This window comes from Sphingopyxis sp. H115, assembly GCF_001468465.1.
Classification (GTDB): Bacteria; Pseudomonadota; Alphaproteobacteria; order Sphingomonadales; family Sphingomonadaceae; genus Sphingopyxis.
This window is the reverse complement of the sequence record NZ_LNSA01000003.1, coordinates 63,535-84,160: the sequence shown is the minus strand read 5'-3', so window position 1 is coordinate 84,160 and position 20,626 is coordinate 63,535. Positions and strand designations below refer to the sequence as shown.

Here is a 20,626-nt window from a genome sequence, read left to right as displayed (position 1 = left end):
GGATTTGGGCGGACGGCTGCCGTCCGCCCGGCCCCTAAAAGCGGAAGAAATAGGGCATGCTTTCAAGCGTTTCGACGATCTTGCACTTGGCGCCCGCGCTTTTGCAGCTTCCCATCACCGAGCGCTTCGCGCCCCCCGGGGTCCCCGCGAAGCCCGCATAATATTGCCCCTGCTTGTCGCGCGCGATCGCGAAATGGCCGTTCGCGCCCCACAGGCCGACGACGCAGTCCTGCCCGCCCGCCTCGCGGCACGCGGTCATCGCATAGCCTTCGGCCTGTTCGCGATTGTCGCCGCGCAGCGCGCCATAGGAGTAGCCCGGCTGGCCCGACGCCGAGCGCCAGAAGGCGATCGCGGCGAAACTGTTCACCATATAGCCGCCGACATATTCCTGTTTTTCTTGAGCGAAGGGGATGACCTGCCCCGGCGGCGGGGCGGCGGTGCCGGCGCCGTACATTTGCTGGAGCACCTGCGGCGGCGGGGCGTTGCAGGGAAGCCCCTGCGCGCAAGGAAGGCCTTGAACGGGCTGCACCTGCGCCGTGGCGCCGGTCGCAAACAGGGCGGCGGCGAGCAGGGCGGCGGGGAGGGTTGCCAAGGCAGGGCGACGCATCGCGGTTTCCTCGCTGTTGATCGATGTCCGGGCCGAAAGCTATCGAATTAAATCAGCGAGATAAAGCCTGTATCGGTGGATGATGGCGCGGGACGTCGGATATCAGCGAGAGCGAGGGGTAAGGGCGGCTGCTAACGACCGGTTGCGGACATTGCCAGATAGCCGCATATACGCCAGATCATGACAACCGAACCTTGGCAAACAAGGGCGCCGGATCTTATTGCCGACGTGCTCATTTATCCAACCGAGGAGGGCGGAAGAGCAACTGCCATCCAGCCCGGCTATGGTTGCCCCTGCTTCACTGAAAAGCAGACCCGCGTTGAAGGTTGGGATGCCCGGCTCCAACTGGGCGATCAGCCTTTAGAGCTGGGAATCAAGCGGCAAGTGGGCTTCGTATTTCTCTCGTCCGAAGGTGCGGAGAAGATGCGTCGCGCGCGCAGATTTTATCTGTGGGAGGGTCGCTTCATCGGTGAGGCGTTGGTCACGGACTGACGGCCGCTTCCCACCCCAAAACGGACCTAACGTATCCGCAATCCGCCCTTCCACATCATCGTCGCGCGGCCCTGTACGGGCATGCCATCGAAGGGGGTGTTGCCCGCCCAGGCCGCCATCTTCTTGGCATCGACCTGCCAGGGCGTATCGGCATCGACGAGGATAAGATCGGCTTCCTGGCCCACCGCGAGTCTCCCGGCGTCGACGCCGAGCAGGCAGGCGGGGGTGGCCGCGAGCAGGTCGAACAGGCGGCCGGGGGAGATATGGCCGTCGCGGACGAGCCCGAGCCCCAGCGCGAGCAGGGTTTCGGCGCCCGCCATGCCGGGGAGCGCCTCGGCAAAGGGGAGGCGCTTGTCCTCGGGACCGCGCGGGTCGTGGCCCGAGGCGAGGACGTCGATCGTGCCGTCGGCGACCGCGGCGAGGCACGCCTGTCGGTCGTCCTCGCTGCGCAGCGGCGGCGACAGGCGCGCGAAGGTGCGGAAATCGCCGATCGCGGTGTCGGAGAGCAAAAGATGCGCGGGGGTGATGCCGCAGAGGACGGGCAGGCCCTTGGCTTTCGCGGCGCGGATCAGGTCGAGCCCGCGCGCGGTCGTGACCTGCCGGAAATGGACGGGCGCGCCGGTTTCCTCGACGAGCGCGAGGTCGCGCGCGATCGCCATGGCTTCGGCGACGGCGGGCGCGGAGGCGAGGCCGAGGCGCGTCGCCATCTCGCCGTCGGTCGCGACCGCGCCGGCGGTGAGCCCTTCATCCTCGGCATGGATGATCGTGACGAGGCCGAGCGAGGCCGCGTAGGACAGCACGCGGCGCATGACGCCGCTGTCGGCGATGCGGCTGCGGCCGGTGGCGATGGCGCGCGCGCCAGCCTGTTTCATCAGCCCGATTTCGGCGAGTTCACGGCCTTCGAGGCCTTTCGTGGCGGCGGCGAGCGGGTGGACCCAGAGGTCGGGCTTGCCGCCCTTCGCGGCGCGCTCGACGAGCCCGGCGCCGTCGAGCGGGCCGTTGTCGGGCATCAGCGCGGCGCGCGTGATGCCGCCGAAGTGGAAAGCAGGCTTGTCGGTCGCGAACACGCCGAGGTCGATGATGCCGGGGGCGAGCCACTGGCCCTTGGCATCGACGGTTTCGGCGCCTTCGGGGATATCGGTCGGGTCGAGCGCGGCGATGCGGCCGCCCGCGACGAGCAGGCTACCCGCGCGCGGGGTGTCGCCGTCGACGAGCTGCGCATTGACGATGTGGAGCGGTTTCAATTCCATCCCGGCACTCCCCGCTGGCGGCGCGTCAAAATGTCGAGGCAGGCCATGCGGACGGCGACGCCCATTTCGACTTGCTCGGTGATCGTCGAGCGGTCTGCATCGTCGGCGATGCTACTGTCGATCTCGACTCCGCGGTTCATCGGGCCGGGATGCATGACGATCGCGTCGGGCTTCGCCTGTTCGAGGCGTTTGGGGGTGAGGCCGTAGAGCGCATGATATTCGCGCGCGCTGGGGAGGTAGGCGCCGTCCATGCGCTCGTTCTGGAGGCGGAGCATCATCACGACGTCGGCGTCCTTGATGCCTTCGTCCATGTCGGTGAAGGTGGTGACGTGCATACGTTCCATCGCCGGCGGGGTGAGCGTCGGCGGCGCGACGATACGCACTTCGTTGCCGAGCAGGGTGAGCGCGAGAATGTTCGAGCGCGCGACGCGGCTGTGGAGCACGTCCCCGCAGATCGCGATGGTCAGCCCCTCGACGCGGCCCTTCCGCCGGCGGATCGTCAGCGCGTCGAGCAGCGCCTGCGTCGGATGCTCGTGGCGGCCGTCGCCCGCGTTGAGCACGGGGCAGTCGACCTTGTCGGCGATCAGCTGCACCGCGCCCGACGACGCATGACGGATGACGATCGCGTCGGCGCGCATCGCGTTCAGCGTCATTGCGGTGTCGATCAGCGTCTCACCCTTCTTCACACTCGATTGTGCGGCGTGCATGTTGACGACGTCAGCGCCGAGGCGCTTGCCCGCGATTTCGAACGACAGCAGGGTGCGCGTCGAATTTTCGAAAAAGGCGTTGATGATCGTGAGGCCGGCAAGGCGGTCGTCATGCTTCGCGGCGCCACTGCGGTTCAGGTCGACCCACTCTTCGGCGGCGTCGAGGACGTAGGAAATCTCCCACGGGGTGAGCTGGGCGATGCCGGTCAGGTGGCGATGGCGAAAGGCATCGCCGCCGGGCGGATAGTCGCTGGCGGGTCGGATCGTGGAGCTTGTCATTAAAGCCGAGCGTTTAGGTTGCGCCGTCCAAATACGCAAGCGCCGAGGCAAGCCACGACTGCAATATTCCGGTCGCCCAGAGCAGGAGCAGGGCGATGTCGAACCAGAGCCAGATCAGCATCCAGGTCGCGAAAGGTTGCTTGCGCGTCTTGTGACGGACGAGGCGTGCGGCGAGGACGGTGCCGAACGCCCCGCCGAGGAACGCCCAGAGCAGCAGCGTCGCCTCGGGAATGCGCCGGGCGCCGGCCTCTGCCTTGTGCTTGTCGAGCACCATCAGCACGAAAGCGACCAGGTTCGCCGCGATCAGCCAGTAGACGACATATTCCGTCATTAGCGGGTGAGGGCGTCGATCGCGCCTTGCAGGATGAACGCCGCGGCGGCGCTGTCGACGCGTTCGGCGCGTTTGGCGCGGCTGACGTCGGCGGCGATCATCGCGCGCTCGACCGCGGCGGTCGACCAGCGTTCGTCCCAGAGCAGCAGGGGCAGGCCGAGCGGGGCGAGATTGCGCGCGAAGGCGCGCGTGCTTTGGGTGCGCGGGCTGTCGCTGCCGTCCATGCTGAGCGGCAGGCCGACGACGAGGCCGACGATATTGTGCTGGGCGACGAGGGTCTTCAGCGTTTCGAGATCGACCGAGAATTTCTTGCGGACGATCGTCTTGTCGGGGGTCGCGAAGCTCCAGTTCGTGTCGCAAAAGGCGACACCGATCGTTTTGGTGCCCACGTCGAGGCCCATCAGACGCCCGCCGGCCGGGAAGTTTGCAGCGAAATCGGGGGCGGCGGTGGTGATCATGCGCCCTCCCTAGCCGTTCGTGTCGAGCGAAGTCGAGACACCGTGAAGGCGGGCGCAAACGACGGGCATCTCGACTTCGCTCGATGCGAACGGAATCAGGTTTTCGGTGCCGCAGCGGGTGGGGCCGTCGAAGGCGTCGGCGGAGCAACCGGCGCGGCAGGCGGCGGCACCGGCGACGGCTTGCCTTCGTAAGTCGCCAACCGCCGCAGCGCATCGGCGCGGACATTCGCCCAGAAGAGGGTGATGTCGTAGACATGGTAATTATTGCCGGGGAGCACATAGCCCGCGACGACGTAATTTTTCGCCACGTCGGCATCGCCGATCATCAGGAAACCGCGCGTATCGTCGCATTTGGCGCCGATCTTGCCCGCGATCAGCGCGCCCGACTTGAAGCCTTCGGTGGGTTTCAGCGTGCCGATATTCGCCTCCGCCGGCGCTTCGGTGTCGGGGATGCCGGTGAGCGGATTGGTGCAGAGCATGCGGGTCCCGGCGCGCGGGCGGCCATCGAAGCCGATCGTGCCATCATAGGCGTCGGTGACCATCACCGGATCGGCGGGATCGGCGAAGGTCGCCCAGCCGAGAATGCAGCCTTTTTGCTCGGGGGTCTGGCACGCGGGCAGGCCGAGGCCGGCGATATCGGTGTCGAGGCTGATCGGCCAGCCGACGACATAGGCCGCGACGATGCGCTTCGCGAGCGGCGTGCTCGCGATCCGCGTCTTGAGCAGGGTAGTGAGGTGGAGCGCGCCCTGGCTGTGCCCCGCGAGGATGATCGGCTTGTCCTTGGGGATGCCGGCGAGGAAGGCGTCGAACGCCTCCTCGACGTCGCGGTAAGCCGAATCGATCGCCTTGCCCGCGGTGACGCGGTCTTCGGCGAGGAAGGCGCCAAGCGTCGCCTGCCGGTAGCGCGGCGCCCAGATTTCGCCCGCGTCGGCAAAGGCGCTCGCCATGCCCTGCACGAACAAATTGGCGCGGTGGTCCGAATCGCGGTCCTCGAGCGGGGCGTTCCAACTCGAGCGGCTGTAATAGCTGGTCGGGTGGACAAAGAAGACTGCGGCGTCGCCTTTGCGGAAGGACGTTTCCGTCGCCGCTTGCGCGGCCTTGGCGGGCGGGATCAGCGGCGCGGCGGCTTTCTCGCCCGGCAGCTCGGTGCCCGGGGTTTCGCTGCCGTCGGCGGCGGGGCGCCACGCCGAGGGATCCTGTTCCATCCCCGGCCGCGCGAACCACATCTTGGGATCGTCATAGGCATTGGGCGCGATCGCGGCCTGCGGCTTGAACTCGGTGCTGGGCACGAAGGCGGTGCGCGCGATCCAGCCGGGGAACAGTTGGTACACGACCCCGGCGGCGAGGACGAGGAGGATGATCGCGGCGATGAAGTAAAGGAATTTGCGGGCCAAATGGGGCTCCATGGGGGAGAAAGAAATCGTTTCGGGTATCTTTATCCGTTCGCATCAAGCGAAGTCGAGATGCCCCTCGGCTATAGTTTGCCTCGACGGGTGTCTCGACTTCGCTCGACACGAACGACAACGGGCGTTGGTTCCCGTAATGGCGCGCAGCTTTGGCTTGCCCGCGCGCATGAAACAAGCCCAGATTGCGCCCATGACCGACGCCAAGGCACCTGCCGCCTCCGATTCGTCCCGCCTTGCCGCACGCCTCGACGACAGCGATCCGCCATGGCCGCTGCGCCCGTGGATCATGGCGGCGATCTGTGCGCTGGCGGGGCTTATTTACTATCAGGTGACGAAGCGCCCTTGGCTGCATCCATTCGAGCGCTGGCAAATAGCGGGGGCAACATTTGTTTCTGTCTCGTCGATTGCCTTTGTGCTCGGGGTTGAGCTGCGGCGCTGGCGATGGGCCGCGAGCTTTGCGTTGTTATGGGGCGGCATTCTGGCGCTGATAGGATGGCAGTCGGCAACATCCAATGTCGATGGAATCCCCATCGAATGGCCCTTCTGGTCGGGGGTTCTCGCGGTTCTGGTCGCGACCCCCTTGTTCCAGACGCGGCGCGACGTTGCGCCCGATTGGCGGTTCTGGAAGCTGTGGGCGATGCCCTACGAGCGGCTCCACAGCCATGCGTGGACCGACGCGGTGATCGGCGCAGCGAGTCTCGCGTTCGTGGGGATTACCTTCCTGCTAATCGTGCTGATCGGGCAGATGTTCAAGCTGATCGGGATCAACCTGATCTACGACCTTTTGAACGACGAATGGTTCGGATGGATGCTCGCGGGCGCGGCGTTCGGCGGCGCGGTCGGCCTGCTGCGCGAGCGCGACAAGCTCGTTGCCACGCTTCAACGGCTGGTGATGATCGTTCTCGCGGTGCTCGCGCCCGTGCTGGCGGTCGCCCTCGTGCTGTTCCTCGTCTCGCTTGCGGGAACGGGCCTGCAAAAGCTGTGGGATTCGGGCTTTTCGACCGCGGCGCTGATGATGGCGGTGGCGGCCTTTGCGGTGCTGCTCGCCAATGCAGTGATCGGCAACGGTAGCGACGACCGCGCGACGAACCCCGCGCTACGCTGGGCGGCGCCGGTGCTGGCGGTCGCGGTGCTGCCGCTCGCGATCATCGCGCTTTATTCGATGATGCTGCGGATCGACCAATATGGCTGGACGCCCGAGCGCATCTGGGGCGTGATCGCGGCGATGATTGCGCTGGCCTATGGGCTTGCGGGGCTGTGGGCCGTGGTGCGCGGGCGGCGCGATTTCGACGATTGGTTGCGGCCCTTGCAGCAGAAGCTGGCGATCGCATTGATGTTGCTAGCGCTGTTCCTCGCGCTGCCGATCGTCGATTTCGGCGCAATCTCGACGCGCGACCAGCTTGCGCGGCTCAATGCAGGGACGACCAAGCCCGAAAAGTTCGACTGGGCGGCGATGGCGTTCGATTTCGGGCCGAGCGGGCGCGCGGCGCTGGCGGTGCTAGCGCGCTCGCCCGAAAAGGCACGCGCGGACGCAGCGACGGCGGCACTGGCGGCGAAGAATCGCTGGGATCTGTTGGGGCCGCGCGGTCCGACCTTGCTGAAGCCTTTTGCCGAGCGGCTGCGGGTCGTCCCGGCGGACCGTGCGTTGCCGACTGAGGCGATCGATCGCATCGCGGGCAGCTATATGTGCAGCCGCGCGAAAGCCTGCGTTGCGGTATGGCTCGACGACCGGCGGCTCGGCGTGCTGGGGCAGACGGCGCCGGGCGAGTCGCTGAACGTCGATTTCGTGACGCAAAATGACGCGGGACAGTGGGTGGTTGGCGACCGCACTGTTGCGGCGGCCGGGCAAAAGCCAGCGGTCGACTTGTCGAAAGCGCGCATCGAGGTTGAAACGGTGTCACAGCGCCGGATAACGGTCGACGGCGTGGCGCAATCGGGCAGTTTCGAATAGCCGCCGCTTGAAGCGCGCGGGGCAGGGTGCTAGCGGCGCCTCTTCTCCCGCAAAGGCAGGAATCAATGGCAATCGATCAGGCAACAGTGAGGAAAATAGCGTCGCTGGCGCGCATCGCGATCAGCGATGCCGAAGCCGCCGCGATGGAAGGCGAACTCAACGGCATCTTGGGCTGGGTCGAACAACTCGGCGAGGTCGATGTGACCGGGGTCGAGCCGATGACCGCGGTGATCCCGAACAAGCTGCGGCTGCGCGACGATATCGTCGACGCCGACCCGCTGACCGGCGGCAACCGCCGCGACGATATTCTCGCCAATGCACCCGCGCCGCAGCACGGATTCTTTGGCGTCCCCAAGGTAATCGAATAATGACCGAGCTTACCAATCTGACCGTCGCACAGATCCGCGACGGGCACCGCGCGGGCGATTTCAGCGCCGTCGAGGTCGCCGAGGCGTTCAACGCCAATGTCGCGGGCGCCAAGGCGCTCAATGCGTTCATCGTCGAGACGCCCGAGCATGCGATCGCCGCTGCGAAAGCGGCCGACGCCGATCGCGCGGCGGGGACGCTGAAACCCTTGTCGGGCGTGCCGATCGGGATGAAGGACCTGTTCTGCACCAATGGCGTGCAGACGACCGCGGCGAGCCATATGCTCGAAGGTTTCGTGCCGCGGTACGAGTCCACCGTTTCGCAGAAACTGTGGGACGCGGGCTGCGGCATGCTCGGCAAGCTCAACCTCGACCAGTTCGCGATGGGGTCGTCGAACGAGACGAGCTATTTCGGCAATGTGATTTCGCCGTGGCGGCGCAAGGACGGTGGCAATGCCGCGCTCGCGCCGGGCGGATCGTCGGGCGGGTCGTCGTCGGCGATCGCGGCGCGGCTGTGCCCCGCGGCGACGGGGACCGACACCGGCGGCTCGATCCGCCAGCCCGCGGCCTTCACCGGCATTTCGGGGATCAAGCCGACCTATGGCCGCTGCTCGCGCTGGGGCATCGTGGCGTTCGCCAGCTCGCTCGACCAGGCGGGGCCGATGGCGCGCGACGTGCGCGACTGCGCGATCATGCTCGAAAATATGGCGGGCTTCGATCCGAAGGACGCGACCAGCCTCGATCTGGCGGTGCCCAATTGGGAAGCGGCTTTGTCGAGCGATCTCAAGGGCAAGACGGTCGGTATTCCCAAGGAATATCGCCTCGAAGGCATCGATCCCGACATCGACGCGATGTGGGACGCGGGCATTGCGATGCTGAAGGATGCGGGCGCGAACGTGGTCGAGATCAGCCTGCCGCACACCAAATATGCGCTGCCCGCCTATTATATCATCGCGCCCGCCGAGGCGTCGTCGAACCTCGCGCGCTATGACGGCGTGCGTTACGGGCTCCGCGACCTGCCGCAGGGGGCGGGGTTGCAGGACATGTACGCCGCGACGCGCGCCGACGGTTTCGGGCCCGAGGTCAAGCGCCGCATCATGATCGGCACCTATGTGCTGTCGGCGGGCTTTTACGACGCCTATTATACGCAGGCGCAGAAGGTGCGGACGCTGATCGCGCGCGATTTCGAACAGGCGTTCGCAAGCTGCGATGTCATCCTCGCGCCGACCGCGCCGTCGGCGGCGTTCGGGCTGGGTGAGAAGATGGCCGATCCGCTGGCGATGTACCTCAATGACGTGTTCGCGGTGCCCGCGAGCCTCGCCGGGCTGCCCGCGATGTCGGTGCCCGCAGCGCTGAACCGCGAAGGGCTGCCGCTGGGGCTGCAGATCATCGGCAAGGCCTTCGACGAGCAGGGCGTGCTGAACGCCGGGCTGGCGATTGAGGAGCGGGCCGGGTTTACGGCGCGGGCGGAGAAGTGGTGGTAAGATGGCCGAAAATGAGATCTTAGAGATCAAGTACCGATTAGATCAATTGGAACGACGTCTCGAAGATCACTTTGAGGCGTTGAACGAAGCAATCGATCAACGAGACAAGTTTGCACTAAATGCTGCTTGGGGAATCGTTCGGAGCATTTCGGCCGTAGTTGCATTGGTTGGAGTGCCGCTGGCTTGCAAAGAGTGGTTCGGATTAGAGGGTTGGTGGCTAGCGATAGTAGGGACCGTCGCTGCTCTCGCCGTTCTGATTTGGTTTAACGAAGGCAATTTGTCCGCTGAAAAGAAGGACGCTGGCAAACTCTGGCGACTTCCAGCGTGGGCGAAAGAGAAGAACAGATTCTATGACTGATTATCGCATCAAGGGCGAAACCGGCGAGTGGGAGGTCGTGATCGGCCTTGAGGTCCATGCGCAGGTCACCTCCAACGCCAAGCTGTTTTCGGGCGCCGCGACGGCGTTCGGGGCGGAGCCGAACACGCAGGTGTCGCTGGTCGACGCCGCGATGCCGGGGATGCTGCCGGTGCCGAACCGCGAGTGCATCCGGCAGGCGGTACGCACCGGCATGGCGATCGAGGCGCAGATCAACAAATGGTCGCGCTTCGACCGCAAGAATTATTTCTATGCCGACCTGCCGCAGGGCTATCAGATTTCGCAGCTTTATCATCCGCTTGTCGGCGAAGGTTCGCTGACGATCGCGGCCGATGAGAAGGCGGGGATTCCGGCGGACAAGGTGATCGGGATCGAGCGTATCCATGTCGAGCAGGATGCCGGCAAGCTGATGCACGACCAGCATCCGACGATGTCCTATGTCGACCTGAACCGCTCGGGCGTTGCGCTGATGGAGATTGTCTCGCGCCCCGACATGCGCTCGCCTGCGGAAGCCGGCGCCTATGTGCGCAAGCTGCGCTCGATCCTGCGTTATGTCGGGTCGTGCGACGGCAATATGGAAGAAGGCTCGATGCGCGCCGACGTCAACGTGTCGGTGCGCAAGCCCGGCGACGAATTCGGGACGCGCACCGAGACGAAGAACGTCAATTCGGTGCGCTTCGTGATGGCGGTGATCGAGGGCGAGGCGAAACGCCAGGTCGAACTGATCGAGAGCGGCGGCACGGTGGTGCAGGAAACGCGGCTTTATGATCCCGACCGCAACGAGACGCGCTCGATGCGCTCGAAGGAAGACGCGCATGATTACCGCTACTTCCCCGATCCCGACCTGTTGCCGCTCGAACTCGACGACGCGTTCCTCGCCGAGTGCCGCGACAGCTTGCCCGAACTGCCCGACGCCAAGCGCGCGCGCTATCTGAGCGAAGGCATTTCGGCGTATAACGCCGACGTGCTGACGGCCGAGGTCGAGAGCGCGCTGTGGTTCGACACGCTGCTCGAGACCGGCGCGAAGCCGGCTGCGGCGGCGAACTGGGTATCGAGCGAGCTGTTCGGCGCGCTCAACCGGCTCGGCAAGGGCTTCGCGGATTGCCCGGTTACCCCGGCGCAGGCGGGCGAACTGCTCGGCCTCGTCGCCGACGGCACGATTTCGGGCACCATCGCGAAGACGGTGTTCGAGAAGATGCTCGAAACCGGCGACGGCGCCGCGGCGATCGTCGATCGCGAAGGGCTGAAACAGACGAGCGACACCGGCGCGATCGAGGCCGAGATCGCCAAGGTGCTCGCCGCCAACGAGGACAAGGTCGCGCAGTATAAGGGCGGCAAGGAAGCCCTGTTCGGATTCTTCGTCGGGCAGACGATGAAGGCGATGCAGGGCAAGGCGAACCCGCAGGTCGTCAACGAACTGCTGAAAAAGGCCCTCGGCTAAGGCTGGCGGCTGTGGCGGGCCGGGGTCGCCCCCGGCCGCTTCGCCTTTTAGAAGCGCCGCTGACCTCCGCCCCAGTTTCCGATGTCGCACTGACCCGAAAAGTCGGTCTGCCCCTTAAGCTGGATGCGGCCCGAGCGGCGGTCGATGTCGACCTTGGGCTTGTTGAGGCCGTTGAGGCGGTAAGTCGCGGTGATCCGGTCGGGCGTTACCATCAGATTTTCGAGGTCCCACCAGCCTTCATGCCCGCCCGAGTGAATGGGCGGAACGAGTTTCGGGCCAAGATGGATGCGGCCATGATCGCCGTAAAGTTCGACCTGGACGTCGCTGTTGAAGCCCTGCGTCGTGCTGACGACATCATTGCCCCATTCCCATTTATGCTTTGAGCTGTTCCAGTCGTAGCGCGGGGCGGTGGTGACGCTGGGGCGGTTGCCCGCGCCGTAGCAGACGAGGACGAGCGAACCGGCGTCGCGATACGCCGGATCGGCGGGCGGCGCGTGATGATCGGCGGGGGGCGCATAGCCGCCGCGCGACCCGCCATCCTGGCAATTTTCGGCCGGAACGCCGATGATCGCCGAATAGCGCCCGTCCATCGTCGCCACCGAGATGCAGCGGCCGGTGCGCTGGTTCCACCAGAAGGTGTAGCGTTGGTCGCCGACCGTGTTCGAATGGCGCGACTCATAGCCGCGTGCGAGCAACTGGGTTTCGCCCCCCGCGCCGCGCGCGCCGACCAGATCGGCGACATCGGGCGCCGATTGGGCAAAGGCGGGAACGGATATGACGACGGAGGCAAGAAGCGATAATTGCAAAGCGTGACGCATGGCGGTGACTCCCGTTGCTGAAGCAGTGGCACCCTATCGCACCGCCGTTCGGCCACCAAGTGTCGCCGGGCGACACATAAGGAAAAAATCATTGCGAAGCGGCGCCGGCTGGCTGCCGCCAAACGCTGCGGCCCTCCTTGATGGTTTCCACAACCTTGATGTCCTTGATCGCGTCGACCGGCGTCGTCAGCGGGTTCTTGTCGAGGATGACGAAGTCGGCGAGCAGGCCGGGCTTGATGCGGCCCTTGCGGTCTTCCTCGCGCGCCTGCCACGCGGGGCCGGTGGTGAGCGCCTGTAGCGCGGCATAGGCGTCCAGCCGCTCGCTCTCGCCGCTGACGACGCCGGTGGGCGAGACGCGCGCCATCGAGGTCCAGAGCATGAAGCGCGTGTCGAGCGGGGTGACGCTATAGTCGCTGTGGTTGGACGCGATCAGCCCCGCGGCACGCGCCGAGGCGAAGGGGCTGATGAAATCGACCACTTCGTCCGGGAAGTTGGTGCGGTGGACATCGGCCCAATACCAGCTGTGGTTCGAAAAATAGGCGGGGCCGACGCCGATGCGCCGGTAGGCTGAGAGCTGGTCGCGGCGCTGGAATTGCGAGTGGATGACGACCGGGCGGCGGTCGTCGGCGGCGGTGATGCCGAGCGCGTCGAAGCCCTTGATCGCCATGTCGATCGCCGCGTCGCCATTGGCGTGGACGAAGAGCTGCCAGCCACGGTCGCTGACCTTGCGCGCGAGCGTTTCGAACTCCTGCTGCGTCACGATTGGCTGGCCGTGCCAGGGATGCGCGCCATCGGGACCGCCGCGCGCATAGTCGCGAGTGAAGAAGGCGGTGCGCGCCTGCGGGCTGCCGTCGAGGATGAATTTGATGCCCTGGCGCTTCACGTGGCCCTCGTACGTGCCGAATTGCAGCGCGGGATCGGCGAGCAACGCGTCGAGCCCGGTGAAGATCGGCAGCAAGGCGAGATCGATCTTGAGCCGTTCGCGCGCGGCGGCGCCCGTGAAGAAAGCGAGGTCGGCGGGCTGGGTCGCGCCGTCCTGCGCGTGCGTATAGCCTTCGGCAAAATAGCGCGCCTGCGCGGCGTCGAGCATCGCCAGCTTTTGCTCGGCGGTCGGCTGCGGCAGCGCGGGCAGCAGCCGGTACATCGCCTTTTCGAGCAGCACGCCATTGAGGCGCCCAGCGGCGTCGCGCAGCATCAGCCCGCCGGGTTCGGGCTGGCTCGCGTCAGACAGGCCCGCCGCGGCGAGCGCGGGGCTGTTCGCGACGAGGCCGTGGAGCGAGATGTGGAGCAGCACGATCTTGTGGTCGGGCGACACCGCATCGAGCTCGGCGCGGGTGATGTGGCGTTTATCGGCAAGCGCCTCTTCATTATATTGCCAGACGACGACCCAGCCGCCCTTGGGAATGGCGCGCCGCGCGATATGGTCGCGAACGACGGCTTGCAGGCCGGCGATGTCGGTGACGGGCGGCAGCGCCTTGTCCCAAAGGTCGAGCCCGCCCGCCATCTGGAGCGCGACGGCAAAATGCGAATGCGCGTCGATGAAGCCGGGGAGCATCGTCGCGCCCCGAAGGTCGCGGATCGCAGCGTCCTTGCCCGCCGTCCGGCGCGCCTGTTTCTCGGCGCCGGCGAAGGCGATGCGGTCGCCGGTCGTGACCACCGCCTCGACCACCTGCGGCGTGTCTCCGTCCATCGTGACGATCGGACCGCCGTGGTAGAGCGTCGTTTCCTGCGCGGCGGCGGGCGATGCGGTTGCCACGAGCAACGCAATGGCGGCGGTCAATTTCATGTCTCTCTCCCCTGCAACGCATCGTGCTGAGCGTTGGGGAAGAGGTCAAGCATTGCTGAGCAACCTAATCTTCGTCACCCCCGCGTTCGGGGAATGACGAGAAGGGAAGGGCCCATCAAAGCTGCTGCGGCGGGACTTCGCTGGGACCGCGGCCGGGTTCGTCGATATCGCCGCCGCCCGGGCGGCCGGGGACTTCGGCTGGCTGGCCGGCGGGGTCTTCGAGCGGGGTCGGCTGCACCGGCTGTTCGGGCGGCGACTGCGGTTCGATCGTGTCGGGTTTGGGCTTGGGAAGCGGGTCGGGGTTGCTCGCCATGATCATTCTCCTTGACCCGTTCAACGAACGGACGCGAAGCATGTTCCGCCCGCAGAGTATCGCGCCTTGTGCCCCTTGCCCTCGGCCACGCGTCTGCTATAGCCCCGCGCGGCCCGCACGGGCGTGCGCGGCAGCGCGCGATTTCGTGCACCCGGCCGAAAGACACCTGCGGGCGTGGCGGAATTGGTAGACGCGCTGGTTTTAGGTACCAGTATCGCAAGATGTGGGGGTTCGAGTCCCTTCGCCCGCACCATTCTGCAATGCAGGCCGGGATCATGAGGAACTTCGCCATATTGGCGGGGTTCGGATACGAGATTTTGAGCAAGGATAAGACCAAGGCAATGAAGACCGTCGAAACGCTGAACGAAGGCCTGAAGCGCGAATATCGCGTCACGATCACCGCCAAGGATATCGACGCGCGCGTCGACGACGAGGTGAAGAGCATCGCCCCGACCGTCCGCATGCCCGGTTTCCGCCCCGGCAAGGTTCCGCCGAACCTCATTCGCAAGATGCACGGCGCCGCGCTGTCGGCTGACGCGCTGAACAAGGCGATCGACCAGGGCGTCCGCGACCTGATGGCGAAGGAAAAGCTCCGCCCGGCGCTGCAGCCTGCGGTGACGCTGGCCGACGATTATGAAGCCGGCAAGGACGCCGAGCTGACCGTCGCGCTCGAAGTGCTGCCCGAAATCGAGGCGCCGTCGATCGAAGGCCTGAAGCTCGAACGACTCACCGTTCCCGCCGACGACAAGGCGGTGATGGCCAAGATCGAGGAATTCGCCGCGCAGATGAAGCGCTTCGAGGAAGCGCCGAAGAGCAAGAAGGCCGCGACCGGCGACCAGGTCATCATCGACTTCGCCGGCAGCGTCGACGGCGTCGCCTTCGACGGCGGCACCGGCGAGGACATGGCGGTTGAAATCGGCTCGGGCCAGCTCATCCCCGGCTTCGAGGACCAGCTGGTCGGCACCAAGGTCGGCGACGAAAAGGTGCTGAAGGTCACCTTCCCCGACGAATATCCGGTCGAGAACCTGAAGGGCAAGCCCGCCGAATTCGCGATCACGGTCAAGGAACTGAAGGTTCCCGCCGCGTCGAAGATCGACGACGACTTCGCCAAGTCGCTCGGCCTTGAAAGCCTCGACAAGCTGAAAGAGCTGATGAAGGATCAGGTCGAGCAGGAACATAACGGCCTGACGCGCACCTATATGAAGCGCAAGCTGCTCGACCAGCTCGCCGCTTCGCACGACTTCGACGTGCCGCCGACGATGGTCGAGGCCGAATTCAACCAGATCTGGCAACAGCTGGAGCATGAAGTCAGCCACGAGGAAGATCCCGAAGCGGCGAAGGCCGAACTCGAAAAGGATCGCGACGACTATCATGCGATCGCGGTGCGCCGCGTCCGCCTGGGCCTGCTCCTCTCGGAAATCGGCCAGGCGCATGGCGTGCAGGTGTCGAATCAGGAAATGCAGCGCCTGATCGCGCAGGCCGCGCAGCAGTATCGCCCCGAAGACCGCCAGCGCTTCATCGAATATGTGCAGCAGGACGCGCTCGCCGCGGCCCAGCTGCGCGCGCCGCTCTATGAGGACAAGGTCGTCGACTTCCTGTTCGAAAAGGCCGAGATCAGCGATCGCGAAACCACCCGCGAGGAACTGGAAGCCGCGATCGAAGCCGACGACGATGGCCACGTCCATGGTCCGGGCTGCGGCCACGACCATGATCATGACGCAAAGCCCGCCAAAAAGGCCGCCGCGAAGAAGCCGGCCGCCAAGAAGGACGCGGTGAAGGAAGAGGCCAAGGAAGAAAAGGTCGAGGCCGAGCCCAAGAAGGCGCCGGCGAAGAAGGCTGAAGCTGCCCCCGCCAAGAAGGCCGAGGACAAGCCCGCTGCCGCGAAGAAGGCTGCTCCGGCAAAGGCCGCTGCAGCCGAAAAGGCCGAGCCGGCGAAGAAGGCCCCGGCCAAGAAGGCGGCTGCCAAGAAATAAGGCGAACTGTTCGCCGATCAAAAAAGCCGGTAGGGGGTTTCTCCTGCCGGCTTTTTTTGTCGATGCGGTCGAATCTAACGGGGGACGTTCGGTTTATGGGTCGAGACGGGATGGGAAGCGGGCCGCCGCTGTTTTCGCGCCGAACGCTGATGGTTCAGGGCGCCGCGCTCTTGGCGTTGTTACCCGGCTGCTCGCGTGCGGCCGAAAGCGCACAATCGATGTCGTCCCGCTGGAGCCCGGAAGTCGCCGAATTGATTGGTAAAATCCCCTATGAGAGGATCGAGGTTCCAGGGTCGGAAGCGCTGACGCGCTGGGAAGCGCTTCGCCTCTCGCGGCAGGATGTCTGGCCAGTCGTCGTGGGCGGCGATGACGATCTTGGCCGAATGGCGGAACAGCTGTTGGAGCTCGACGATCGTCCGGTCGAAGCGATCCTCGCGGCGGGCGCGGGGCTGGAACATCCCAAGAGCTTGTGGGATTTGCGCGCCAGAGAGAAAGCCGATTGGGCCGATTATTTAAAGGCGCATCCCGAACTCGGCCCCGAAGGTGAGGAATATGTGGCGGAGCTTGGCGACTGGCCCGCTGTCCCGCCCGACGAAACCGCGTTCACGGTGGCAAACGACATACTCTCCGGCCAGCCCTATCCGCAGGCGCACATCCTTTTGCTGCCCACGACGCGATCCTGGGACGTTCCGGCCTATCTGAAGTGGGGCGGGTGGAACGCGTGTCCGCCCGCCGAGATCCACGTGGCGGCCATGCGGCGTTGGGCGACCAACTATGGTGCCGAGATTGTGGGCATCAGCGGCGATGTCATGAACATCAAGGTACAGCGGCGGCCAACGGATCGCGACGAAGCGATTGCCTTGGCCCGGGAGCAATATGCCTATTGCTCGGATATCGTCGATCAGGGCGTTGGAGGTATCGCGGCGCTGGCGGCGGGATTAATGACCTCGGATTGGTGGTATTTCTGGTGGGATTGACCAAAGCGCGTCAGATCACGTCCATATTGTAACAGTGCCAGCTGAAGATCGCCGCGGCGCCGCGGTGCGGGCGCCAGGGTTCGGCCAGTTCGCGCGCCTGTTTCTCGCTCGGCCGCGCGCCCAATTGGAGGATGCGGCCGACGGCTTCCTGCACCGCAAGATCGCCCGCGGGCCAGATGTCGGGGCGCCCCTCGGCAAAGAGCAGGTAGATTTCGGCCGACCAGCGTCCGATGCCCTTGACGCGTGTGAGCAGCGCGATCGCTTCTTCGTCGTCGGCGGGGAGCGCGTCGAAGGTGAGGTCGCCGTCGAGGATCAGTTGCGCGAGGCTTTTGGCATAGCCCTGTTTCTGCCCCGACAGGCCGCAGGCGCGCAGCGTGTCGAAATCGGCCGCCGCGATCACCTCGGCGGGGCACCCCTCACCGAATTGCGCCTCCAGCTTGTTCCAGATCGAGTTGGCCGCGGCGACGCTGACCTGCTGCCCGACGATGGTACGCAGCAGCGTGGTGTAGCCGGGCGCACGGATGCGCGGTTCGGGATAGCCCGCATGGCCCAGCGCGCGCGCGAAATTGGCGTCGCTCGCCGCGAGCGCGTCGATTCCCGCGTTCAGCTGCTGCTGACTGAGGCCCATCGCGATATTCTCCTTTTGTTCCTGCGTCCGTCTTTAGCAACGCTTGATTTGGGGCGCAACGCGCGACATAGCGCCAGCGACACCAAAGATATGGGGACTAGCATGGCGAAGCTGATTGTCGTGACGCGCGACGGAACCGAGCATGAGATCGAGGGCGACACCAGCCTGACGGTGATGGAAAATATCCGCGACGCCGGCTTCGACGAACTGCTCGCGCTGTGCGGCGGCTGCTGTTCGTGCGCGACCTGCCACGTCCATGTCGAGGCGGGCGCGACCGACCAGCTGCCCGCGATGAGCGAGGACGAGAACGACCTGCTCGATTCGACCACCGACCGCGACGAAGGATCGCGCCTGTCGTGCCAGATTCCGTTCAGCGATGCGCTCGACGGCCTCCGCGTGCGGATCGCCGCCGAGGATTGAGCCTTACTGGCCTGCCGTCGCGACCGCGTAGAGCGCGATCGCCGCGGCGTTCGAGATATTGAGGCTCTCCATCCGCGGCGAGATGGGGAGCTTTGCCAGCACGTCGCAATGTTCCATGACATTGTGGCGCATGCCGTCGCCTTCGGAGCCGAGCACCAGCGCGACCTTGCTGCCGTCGAGCGTTTCGCCCAGCGTTGTTTCGGTGTCGCCCATCAGGCCGATACGCCAATATTGCGCCTCGGCGATTTCCTCCAGCGCGCGCGACAGGTTGACGACGCGCACCCACGGCACGGTTTCGAGCGCGCCCGACGCCGAGCGCGCGATCACGCCGCTTTCGGGCGGGCTGTGGCGGTCCTGCGTGATGATCGCGGCGGCGTCGAAGGCCGCGGCCGAGCGCAGGACGGCGCCGATATTGTGCGGGTCGGTGACCTGGTCGAGGACGATCAGCGGGCGCTTGCTGTCGGCATCGCTTTCTTCCTGCAACAGGTCGCCGAGATAGACGCCCTCGAGCGGGTCGACCTCGATCACCAGCCCCTGATGCGGCGCATCGCGCGCGACGAGCCGCGCAAGATCGGTGACGTCGGCGTAGGAAATGGGAATCACCGGCGGCAGGTCGAGCTGGCCCAATGCTTCGCGCGTGCCCCAGATGCGTTTGACGGTGCGTTCGGGGTTGGCGAGCGCCGCCAATACGGCATGGCGGCCCCAGAAACGGATGGCCTGTCCGCGCTGGTTCTGGCCGGCGGGGCGACGGTGACGAGAAAATTGCCTCATGCGCGCGCCTTTCCCATGACTGGCATTGACAGGCAAGCCTCGTTTCGCCATTGGACCGCTTCCCAAAGCGGGCCCCAATGGACAGGTGGCCGAGTGGTTAAAGGCAGCAGACTGTAAATCTGCCCGGTTTTCCGTACGCTGGTTCGAATCCAGCCCTGTCCACCACCCTCCGGTCCGAGGGCATCCCAAAAATCCCTAGAAATGGCAGAAAACCTAGCGTATACTCGCTTGGCTCGGTCCTCTGCATCCCATTCCATATCACTGCAGCGCAGTGAAAACTGTGGGAGGAATGTGGGGATAGATTTTTTGACCTTCGAGAATCGGCCTCCCAAGTGTGGGGAGAGAATTTGGGGTTAACCCTATGAAAAAGCTTACAGCTTTGGCAATTAAGGCAGCTATGACACGTCCTGGTACATACCAAGACGGCGACGGGCTGTTTTTGAAGGTGAACAAAAGCGGTGGAGCGTATTGGCTTTTGCGTCTGCAACGTGACGGCAAGCGTCATGACATCGGCTTGGGCAGCGCCAAATTGTTATCGCTCTTGGAGGCTCGTCAAAAGGCCAACGAACTTCGCAAGGCCGTAAAGATCGATCGTCGCGATGTACTGGCGGAAAGAAAGAGCGAAGCTGCCGCCAAGGTGACATTCCGCGAGGCGGCCCGCCAATATCATATGGAAAATGCGGCGGGATGGAAAAGCGCCAGCTATGCGCGGCAATGGCTTGCCAGCCTCGAGACTCACGCTTTTCCGAAATTGGGCGATGTTGCGACCGGAGGAATCGCCGCGGCGGACATCATCGATGTGCTGTTGCCGATCTGGCAGGAGATTCCCGAAACGGCGCGTCAGGTGCGCAACCGAATCTGCGTCGTCCTGGATTATTCACACGCGAAAGGCTGGCGCTCCACCGAAGCTCCCTCGGGCAACAGCAGCCTGAAAGCCGGGCGCGGACTGCCCCGCCAGGTGAAATCGCGCGAGAATCGCAAGGCGATGCCTTACAGCGCGATGCCCCACTTCATCGCGGCTTTGCATCGCAAGCCGGCATTCGGGCGGTTGGCGCTCGAGCTGTTGATTCTTACGGGCGTGCGCAGTCAGGAGGTTCGGCTCGCGACATGGTCCGAATTCGATTTGGAAGGGCGCCTCTGGACCGTTCCGGCCGATCACATGAAGCGGGGCAACGCGCACATGGTGCCGCTGTCTGACGCCGCGCTGGCGGTGCTCGCCAAAGCGAATGCCTTCCGCCTTCCTGATACCGATGTTGTTTTTCCGGGCGTAGCGGGAAAGCCGATGTCCGATATGACGCTGCTCAAAGTGCTGCGCGACATGAGCGAGCCGTTCCATGTGCATGGCTTTCGCTCCACATTCACCGACTGGGCGGCCAACGAAGACTTCGCCGACGCCGTGGTCGAGGCCGCGCTGGCTCACAAGACACCCGACGCGGTGCAGGCAGCCTATCGCCGTACAACTTATCTCGGCACACCAGCGCAGCCGGGCGCGCGTGTCAGGCTGATGGAGGCGTGGGGTAACTATTGTGCCGGCGGCGTCGTCGCACCGGAAAATACGGCTTCGCCGGCCTAAACTGAGCTCGGCGTCAATTGAGCGCACACTGGCGGCGGCAGGCTGCCGCCAGAGGTCGCACGTTTGCTTGGGTTGCCGCGCGGCGCTCTTGGCTCGCTGATCTTGTCGGGGCAGCGGCTAAGCACATCTGCGCGCGCACGCCGTCCCGCCTGCGGCTTCGCCAAGGGCGCGTCTGTTCTCCGATGTTGACGCCGCGCTGACCGCACGGCGGCGTTGCCGT

At 65.2% G+C, this 20,626-nt stretch carries 21 protein-coding genes and 2 tRNA genes; 12 read left to right on the top strand and 11 right to left on the bottom strand.

The genetic code is table 11. The annotated features are described in order from the left end of the window. Nucleotides 1-34: 34 nt before the first annotated feature. Entirely contained in the window at nucleotides 35-607 is a 573-nt protein-coding gene (locus ATE71_RS03355) for a DUF4189 domain-containing protein (protein ID WP_058802030.1), read from the bottom strand. A 180-nt stretch (nucleotides 608-787) separates the two neighbouring features. Between ATE71_RS03355 and ATE71_RS03350 the strand changes: the two genes are divergently transcribed. Continuing rightward, on the top strand, nucleotides 788-1,099 hold the full coding sequence (locus ATE71_RS03350; protein WP_058802029.1) for a hypothetical protein: 312 nt from the start codon (nucleotides 788-790) through the stop codon (nucleotides 1,097-1,099). A gap of 26 nt (nucleotides 1,100-1,125) precedes the next feature. On the opposite strand, the gene ATE71_RS03345 is transcribed toward ATE71_RS03350, so the two are convergent. The 5 genes from ATE71_RS03345 to ATE71_RS03325 all read right to left on the bottom strand — a co-directional run bounded on the left by ATE71_RS03345 (nucleotide 1,126) and on the right by ATE71_RS03325 (nucleotide 5,518). Then, nucleotides 1,126-2,349 (bottom strand): dihydroorotase, encoded by a 1,224-nt coding sequence (locus ATE71_RS03345; RefSeq protein WP_058802028.1) that lies wholly within the window; start codon nucleotides 2,347-2,349, stop codon nucleotides 1,126-1,128. Then, nucleotides 2,340-3,335 (bottom strand): aspartate carbamoyltransferase catalytic subunit, encoded by a 996-nt coding sequence (locus ATE71_RS03340; RefSeq protein WP_058802027.1) that lies wholly within the window; start codon nucleotides 3,333-3,335, stop codon nucleotides 2,340-2,342. The genes ATE71_RS03345 and ATE71_RS03340 overlap by 10 nt, the downstream gene beginning before the upstream one ends. Nucleotides 3,336-3,348: 13 nt before the next feature. Continuing rightward, nucleotides 3,349-3,666 (bottom strand): DUF1294 domain-containing protein, encoded by a 318-nt coding sequence (locus ATE71_RS03335; RefSeq protein ID WP_058802026.1) that lies wholly within the window; start codon nucleotides 3,664-3,666, stop codon nucleotides 3,349-3,351. Further along, nucleotides 3,666-4,124 carry a Holliday junction resolvase RuvX gene (gene ruvX / locus ATE71_RS03330; protein ID WP_058802025.1) on the bottom strand — a complete coding sequence of 153 codons (459 nt, stop codon included), beginning with the start codon at nucleotides 4,122-4,124 and terminating at the stop codon, nucleotides 3,666-3,668. The genes ATE71_RS03335 and ruvX overlap by 1 nt, the downstream gene beginning before the upstream one ends. Nucleotides 4,125-4,219: 95 nt before the next feature. Next, complete coding sequence (locus tag ATE71_RS03325; RefSeq protein ID WP_058802168.1) at nucleotides 4,220-5,518, bottom strand: DUF3089 domain-containing protein; 1,299 nt, start codon at nucleotides 5,516-5,518, stop codon at nucleotides 4,220-4,222. 202 nt (nucleotides 5,519-5,720) lie between these two features. On the opposite strand from ATE71_RS03325, the gene ATE71_RS03320 reads away from it, so the two are divergent. The 5 genes from ATE71_RS03320 to gatB all read left to right on the top strand — a co-directional run bounded on the left by ATE71_RS03320 (nucleotide 5,721) and on the right by gatB (nucleotide 11,147). Further along, nucleotides 5,721-7,481: a DUF4153 domain-containing protein gene (locus tag ATE71_RS03320; protein ID WP_058802167.1), complete on the top strand. Its 1,761-nt coding sequence runs from the start codon at nucleotides 5,721-5,723 to the stop codon at nucleotides 7,479-7,481. Between the two features lie 65 nt (nucleotides 7,482-7,546). Continuing rightward, nucleotides 7,547-7,849 (top strand): Asp-tRNA(Asn)/Glu-tRNA(Gln) amidotransferase subunit GatC, encoded by a 303-nt coding sequence (gene gatC, locus ATE71_RS03315; RefSeq protein WP_058802024.1) that lies wholly within the window; start codon nucleotides 7,547-7,549, stop codon nucleotides 7,847-7,849. After that, entirely contained in the window at nucleotides 7,849-9,330 is a 1,482-nt protein-coding gene (gatA, locus tag ATE71_RS03310; protein ID WP_058802023.1) for an Asp-tRNA(Asn)/Glu-tRNA(Gln) amidotransferase subunit GatA, read from the top strand. Before gatC ends, gatA begins: the two co-directional genes overlap by 1 nt. A gap of 1 nt (nucleotide 9,331) precedes the next feature. After that, on the top strand, nucleotides 9,332-9,688 hold the full coding sequence (locus ATE71_RS03305) for a hypothetical protein (RefSeq protein WP_058802022.1): 357 nt from the start codon (nucleotides 9,332-9,334) through the stop codon (nucleotides 9,686-9,688). Beyond that, complete coding sequence (gene gatB, locus ATE71_RS03300; RefSeq protein WP_058802021.1) at nucleotides 9,681-11,147, top strand: Asp-tRNA(Asn)/Glu-tRNA(Gln) amidotransferase subunit GatB; 1,467 nt, start codon at nucleotides 9,681-9,683, stop codon at nucleotides 11,145-11,147. Before ATE71_RS03305 ends, gatB begins: the two co-directional genes overlap by 8 nt. Nucleotides 11,148-11,194: 47 nt before the next feature. Here gatB and ATE71_RS03295 read toward each other — a convergent pair whose 3' ends face one another. From ATE71_RS03295 to ATE71_RS03285, 3 genes are all read right to left on the bottom strand, one after another. Further along, complete coding sequence (locus ATE71_RS03295; protein ID WP_152998628.1) at nucleotides 11,195-11,965, bottom strand: hypothetical protein; 771 nt, start codon at nucleotides 11,963-11,965, stop codon at nucleotides 11,195-11,197. 88 nt (nucleotides 11,966-12,053) lie between these two features. Next, entirely contained in the window at nucleotides 12,054-13,751 is a 1,698-nt protein-coding gene (locus ATE71_RS03290) for an amidohydrolase (RefSeq protein ID WP_058802019.1), read from the bottom strand. A gap of 115 nt (nucleotides 13,752-13,866) precedes the next feature. Further along, entirely contained in the window at nucleotides 13,867-14,064 is a 198-nt protein-coding gene (locus tag ATE71_RS03285) for a hypothetical protein (RefSeq protein WP_058802166.1), read from the bottom strand. Nucleotides 14,065-14,232: 168 nt separating this feature from the next. Between ATE71_RS03285 and ATE71_RS03280 the strand changes: the two genes are divergently transcribed. The 3 genes from ATE71_RS03280 (at nucleotide 14,233) to ATE71_RS03270 (ending at nucleotide 17,014) form a co-directional block, all read left to right on the top strand. After that, nucleotides 14,233-14,317, top strand: a tRNA-Leu gene (locus ATE71_RS03280). Nucleotides 14,318-14,405: 88 nt separating this feature from the next. Beyond that, entirely contained in the window at nucleotides 14,406-16,037 is a 1,632-nt protein-coding gene (tig, locus tag ATE71_RS03275; RefSeq protein WP_058802165.1) for a trigger factor, read from the top strand. 218 nt (nucleotides 16,038-16,255) lie between these two features. Continuing rightward, nucleotides 16,256-17,014: a DUF4253 domain-containing protein gene (locus ATE71_RS03270; RefSeq protein WP_160328002.1), complete on the top strand. Its 759-nt coding sequence runs from the start codon at nucleotides 16,256-16,258 to the stop codon at nucleotides 17,012-17,014. A 10-nt stretch (nucleotides 17,015-17,024) separates the two neighbouring features. Here ATE71_RS03270 and ATE71_RS03265 read toward each other — a convergent pair whose 3' ends face one another. Next, nucleotides 17,025-17,642: a DNA-3-methyladenine glycosylase family protein gene (locus ATE71_RS03265; RefSeq protein WP_058802017.1), complete on the bottom strand. Its 618-nt coding sequence runs from the start codon at nucleotides 17,640-17,642 to the stop codon at nucleotides 17,025-17,027. Nucleotides 17,643-17,744: 102 nt separating this feature from the next. On the opposite strand from ATE71_RS03265, the gene ATE71_RS03260 reads away from it, so the two are divergent. Next, the gene (locus ATE71_RS03260) at nucleotides 17,745-18,062 is read left to right on the top strand and encodes a 2Fe-2S iron-sulfur cluster-binding protein (RefSeq protein WP_058802016.1); all 318 of its coding nucleotides are present in this window, start codon (nucleotides 17,745-17,747) and stop codon (nucleotides 18,060-18,062) included. A gap of 3 nt (nucleotides 18,063-18,065) precedes the next feature. Here ATE71_RS03260 and rlmB read toward each other — a convergent pair whose 3' ends face one another. Then, complete coding sequence (rlmB, locus tag ATE71_RS03255; protein WP_058802015.1) at nucleotides 18,066-18,833, bottom strand: 23S rRNA (guanosine(2251)-2'-O)-methyltransferase RlmB; 768 nt, start codon at nucleotides 18,831-18,833, stop codon at nucleotides 18,066-18,068. Between the two features lie 79 nt (nucleotides 18,834-18,912). Between rlmB and ATE71_RS03250 the strand changes: the two genes are divergently transcribed. Together ATE71_RS03250 and ATE71_RS03245 are read left to right on the top strand one after the other, a co-directional pair. Further along, nucleotides 18,913-18,998: transfer RNA gene (locus ATE71_RS03250), tRNA-Tyr, on the top strand. A 196-nt stretch (nucleotides 18,999-19,194) separates the two neighbouring features. Next, a complete protein-coding gene (locus tag ATE71_RS03245; protein WP_058802014.1) occupies nucleotides 19,195-20,406 on the top strand; it encodes a tyrosine-type recombinase/integrase in 1,212 nt (403 codons plus the stop codon). Nucleotides 20,407-20,626: the final 220 nt, after the last annotated feature.

Excerpts from the sequence above, each read along its gene's own strand:
- ATE71_RS03355 (WP_058802030.1), bottom strand. The coding sequence starts at position 607 with ATGCGTCGCCCTGCCTTGGCAACCCTCCCCGCCGCCCTGCTCGCCGCC.
- ATE71_RS03350 (WP_058802029.1), top strand. The coding sequence starts at position 788 with ATGACAACCGAACCTTGGCAAACAAGGGCGCCGGATCTTATTGCCGAC.
- ATE71_RS03345 (WP_058802028.1), bottom strand. The coding sequence starts at position 2,349 with ATGGAATTGAAACCGCTCCACATCGTCAATGCGCAGCTCGTCGACGGC.
- ATE71_RS03340 (WP_058802027.1), bottom strand. The coding sequence starts at position 3,335 with ATGACAAGCTCCACGATCCGACCCGCCAGCGACTATCCGCCCGGCGGC.
- ATE71_RS03335 (WP_058802026.1), bottom strand. The coding sequence starts at position 3,666 with ATGACGGAATATGTCGTCTACTGGCTGATCGCGGCGAACCTGGTCGCT.
- ruvX (WP_058802025.1), bottom strand. The coding sequence starts at position 4,124 with ATGATCACCACCGCCGCCCCCGATTTCGCTGCAAACTTCCCGGCCGGC.
- ATE71_RS03320 (WP_058802167.1), top strand. The coding sequence starts at position 5,721 with ATGACCGACGCCAAGGCACCTGCCGCCTCCGATTCGTCCCGCCTTGCC.
- gatC (WP_058802024.1), top strand. The coding sequence starts at position 7,547 with ATGGCAATCGATCAGGCAACAGTGAGGAAAATAGCGTCGCTGGCGCGC.
- gatA (WP_058802023.1), top strand. The coding sequence starts at position 7,849 with ATGACCGAGCTTACCAATCTGACCGTCGCACAGATCCGCGACGGGCAC.
- ATE71_RS03305 (WP_058802022.1), top strand. The coding sequence starts at position 9,332 with ATGGCCGAAAATGAGATCTTAGAGATCAAGTACCGATTAGATCAATTG.
- gatB (WP_058802021.1), top strand. The coding sequence starts at position 9,681 with ATGACTGATTATCGCATCAAGGGCGAAACCGGCGAGTGGGAGGTCGTG.
- ATE71_RS03295 (WP_152998628.1), bottom strand. The coding sequence starts at position 11,965 with ATGCGTCACGCTTTGCAATTATCGCTTCTTGCCTCCGTCGTCATATCC.
- ATE71_RS03290 (WP_058802019.1), bottom strand. The coding sequence starts at position 13,751 with ATGAAATTGACCGCCGCCATTGCGTTGCTCGTGGCAACCGCATCGCCC.
- ATE71_RS03285 (WP_058802166.1), bottom strand. The coding sequence starts at position 14,064 with ATGGCGAGCAACCCCGACCCGCTTCCCAAGCCCAAACCCGACACGATC.
- tig (WP_058802165.1), top strand. The coding sequence starts at position 14,406 with ATGAAGACCGTCGAAACGCTGAACGAAGGCCTGAAGCGCGAATATCGC.
- ATE71_RS03270 (WP_160328002.1), top strand. The coding sequence starts at position 16,256 with ATGTCGTCCCGCTGGAGCCCGGAAGTCGCCGAATTGATTGGTAAAATC.
- ATE71_RS03265 (WP_058802017.1), bottom strand. The coding sequence starts at position 17,642 with ATGGGCCTCAGTCAGCAGCAGCTGAACGCGGGAATCGACGCGCTCGCG.
- ATE71_RS03260 (WP_058802016.1), top strand. The coding sequence starts at position 17,745 with ATGGCGAAGCTGATTGTCGTGACGCGCGACGGAACCGAGCATGAGATC.
- rlmB (WP_058802015.1), bottom strand. The coding sequence starts at position 18,833 with ATGAGGCAATTTTCTCGTCACCGTCGCCCCGCCGGCCAGAACCAGCGC.
- ATE71_RS03245 (WP_058802014.1), top strand. The coding sequence starts at position 19,195 with ATGAAAAAGCTTACAGCTTTGGCAATTAAGGCAGCTATGACACGTCCT.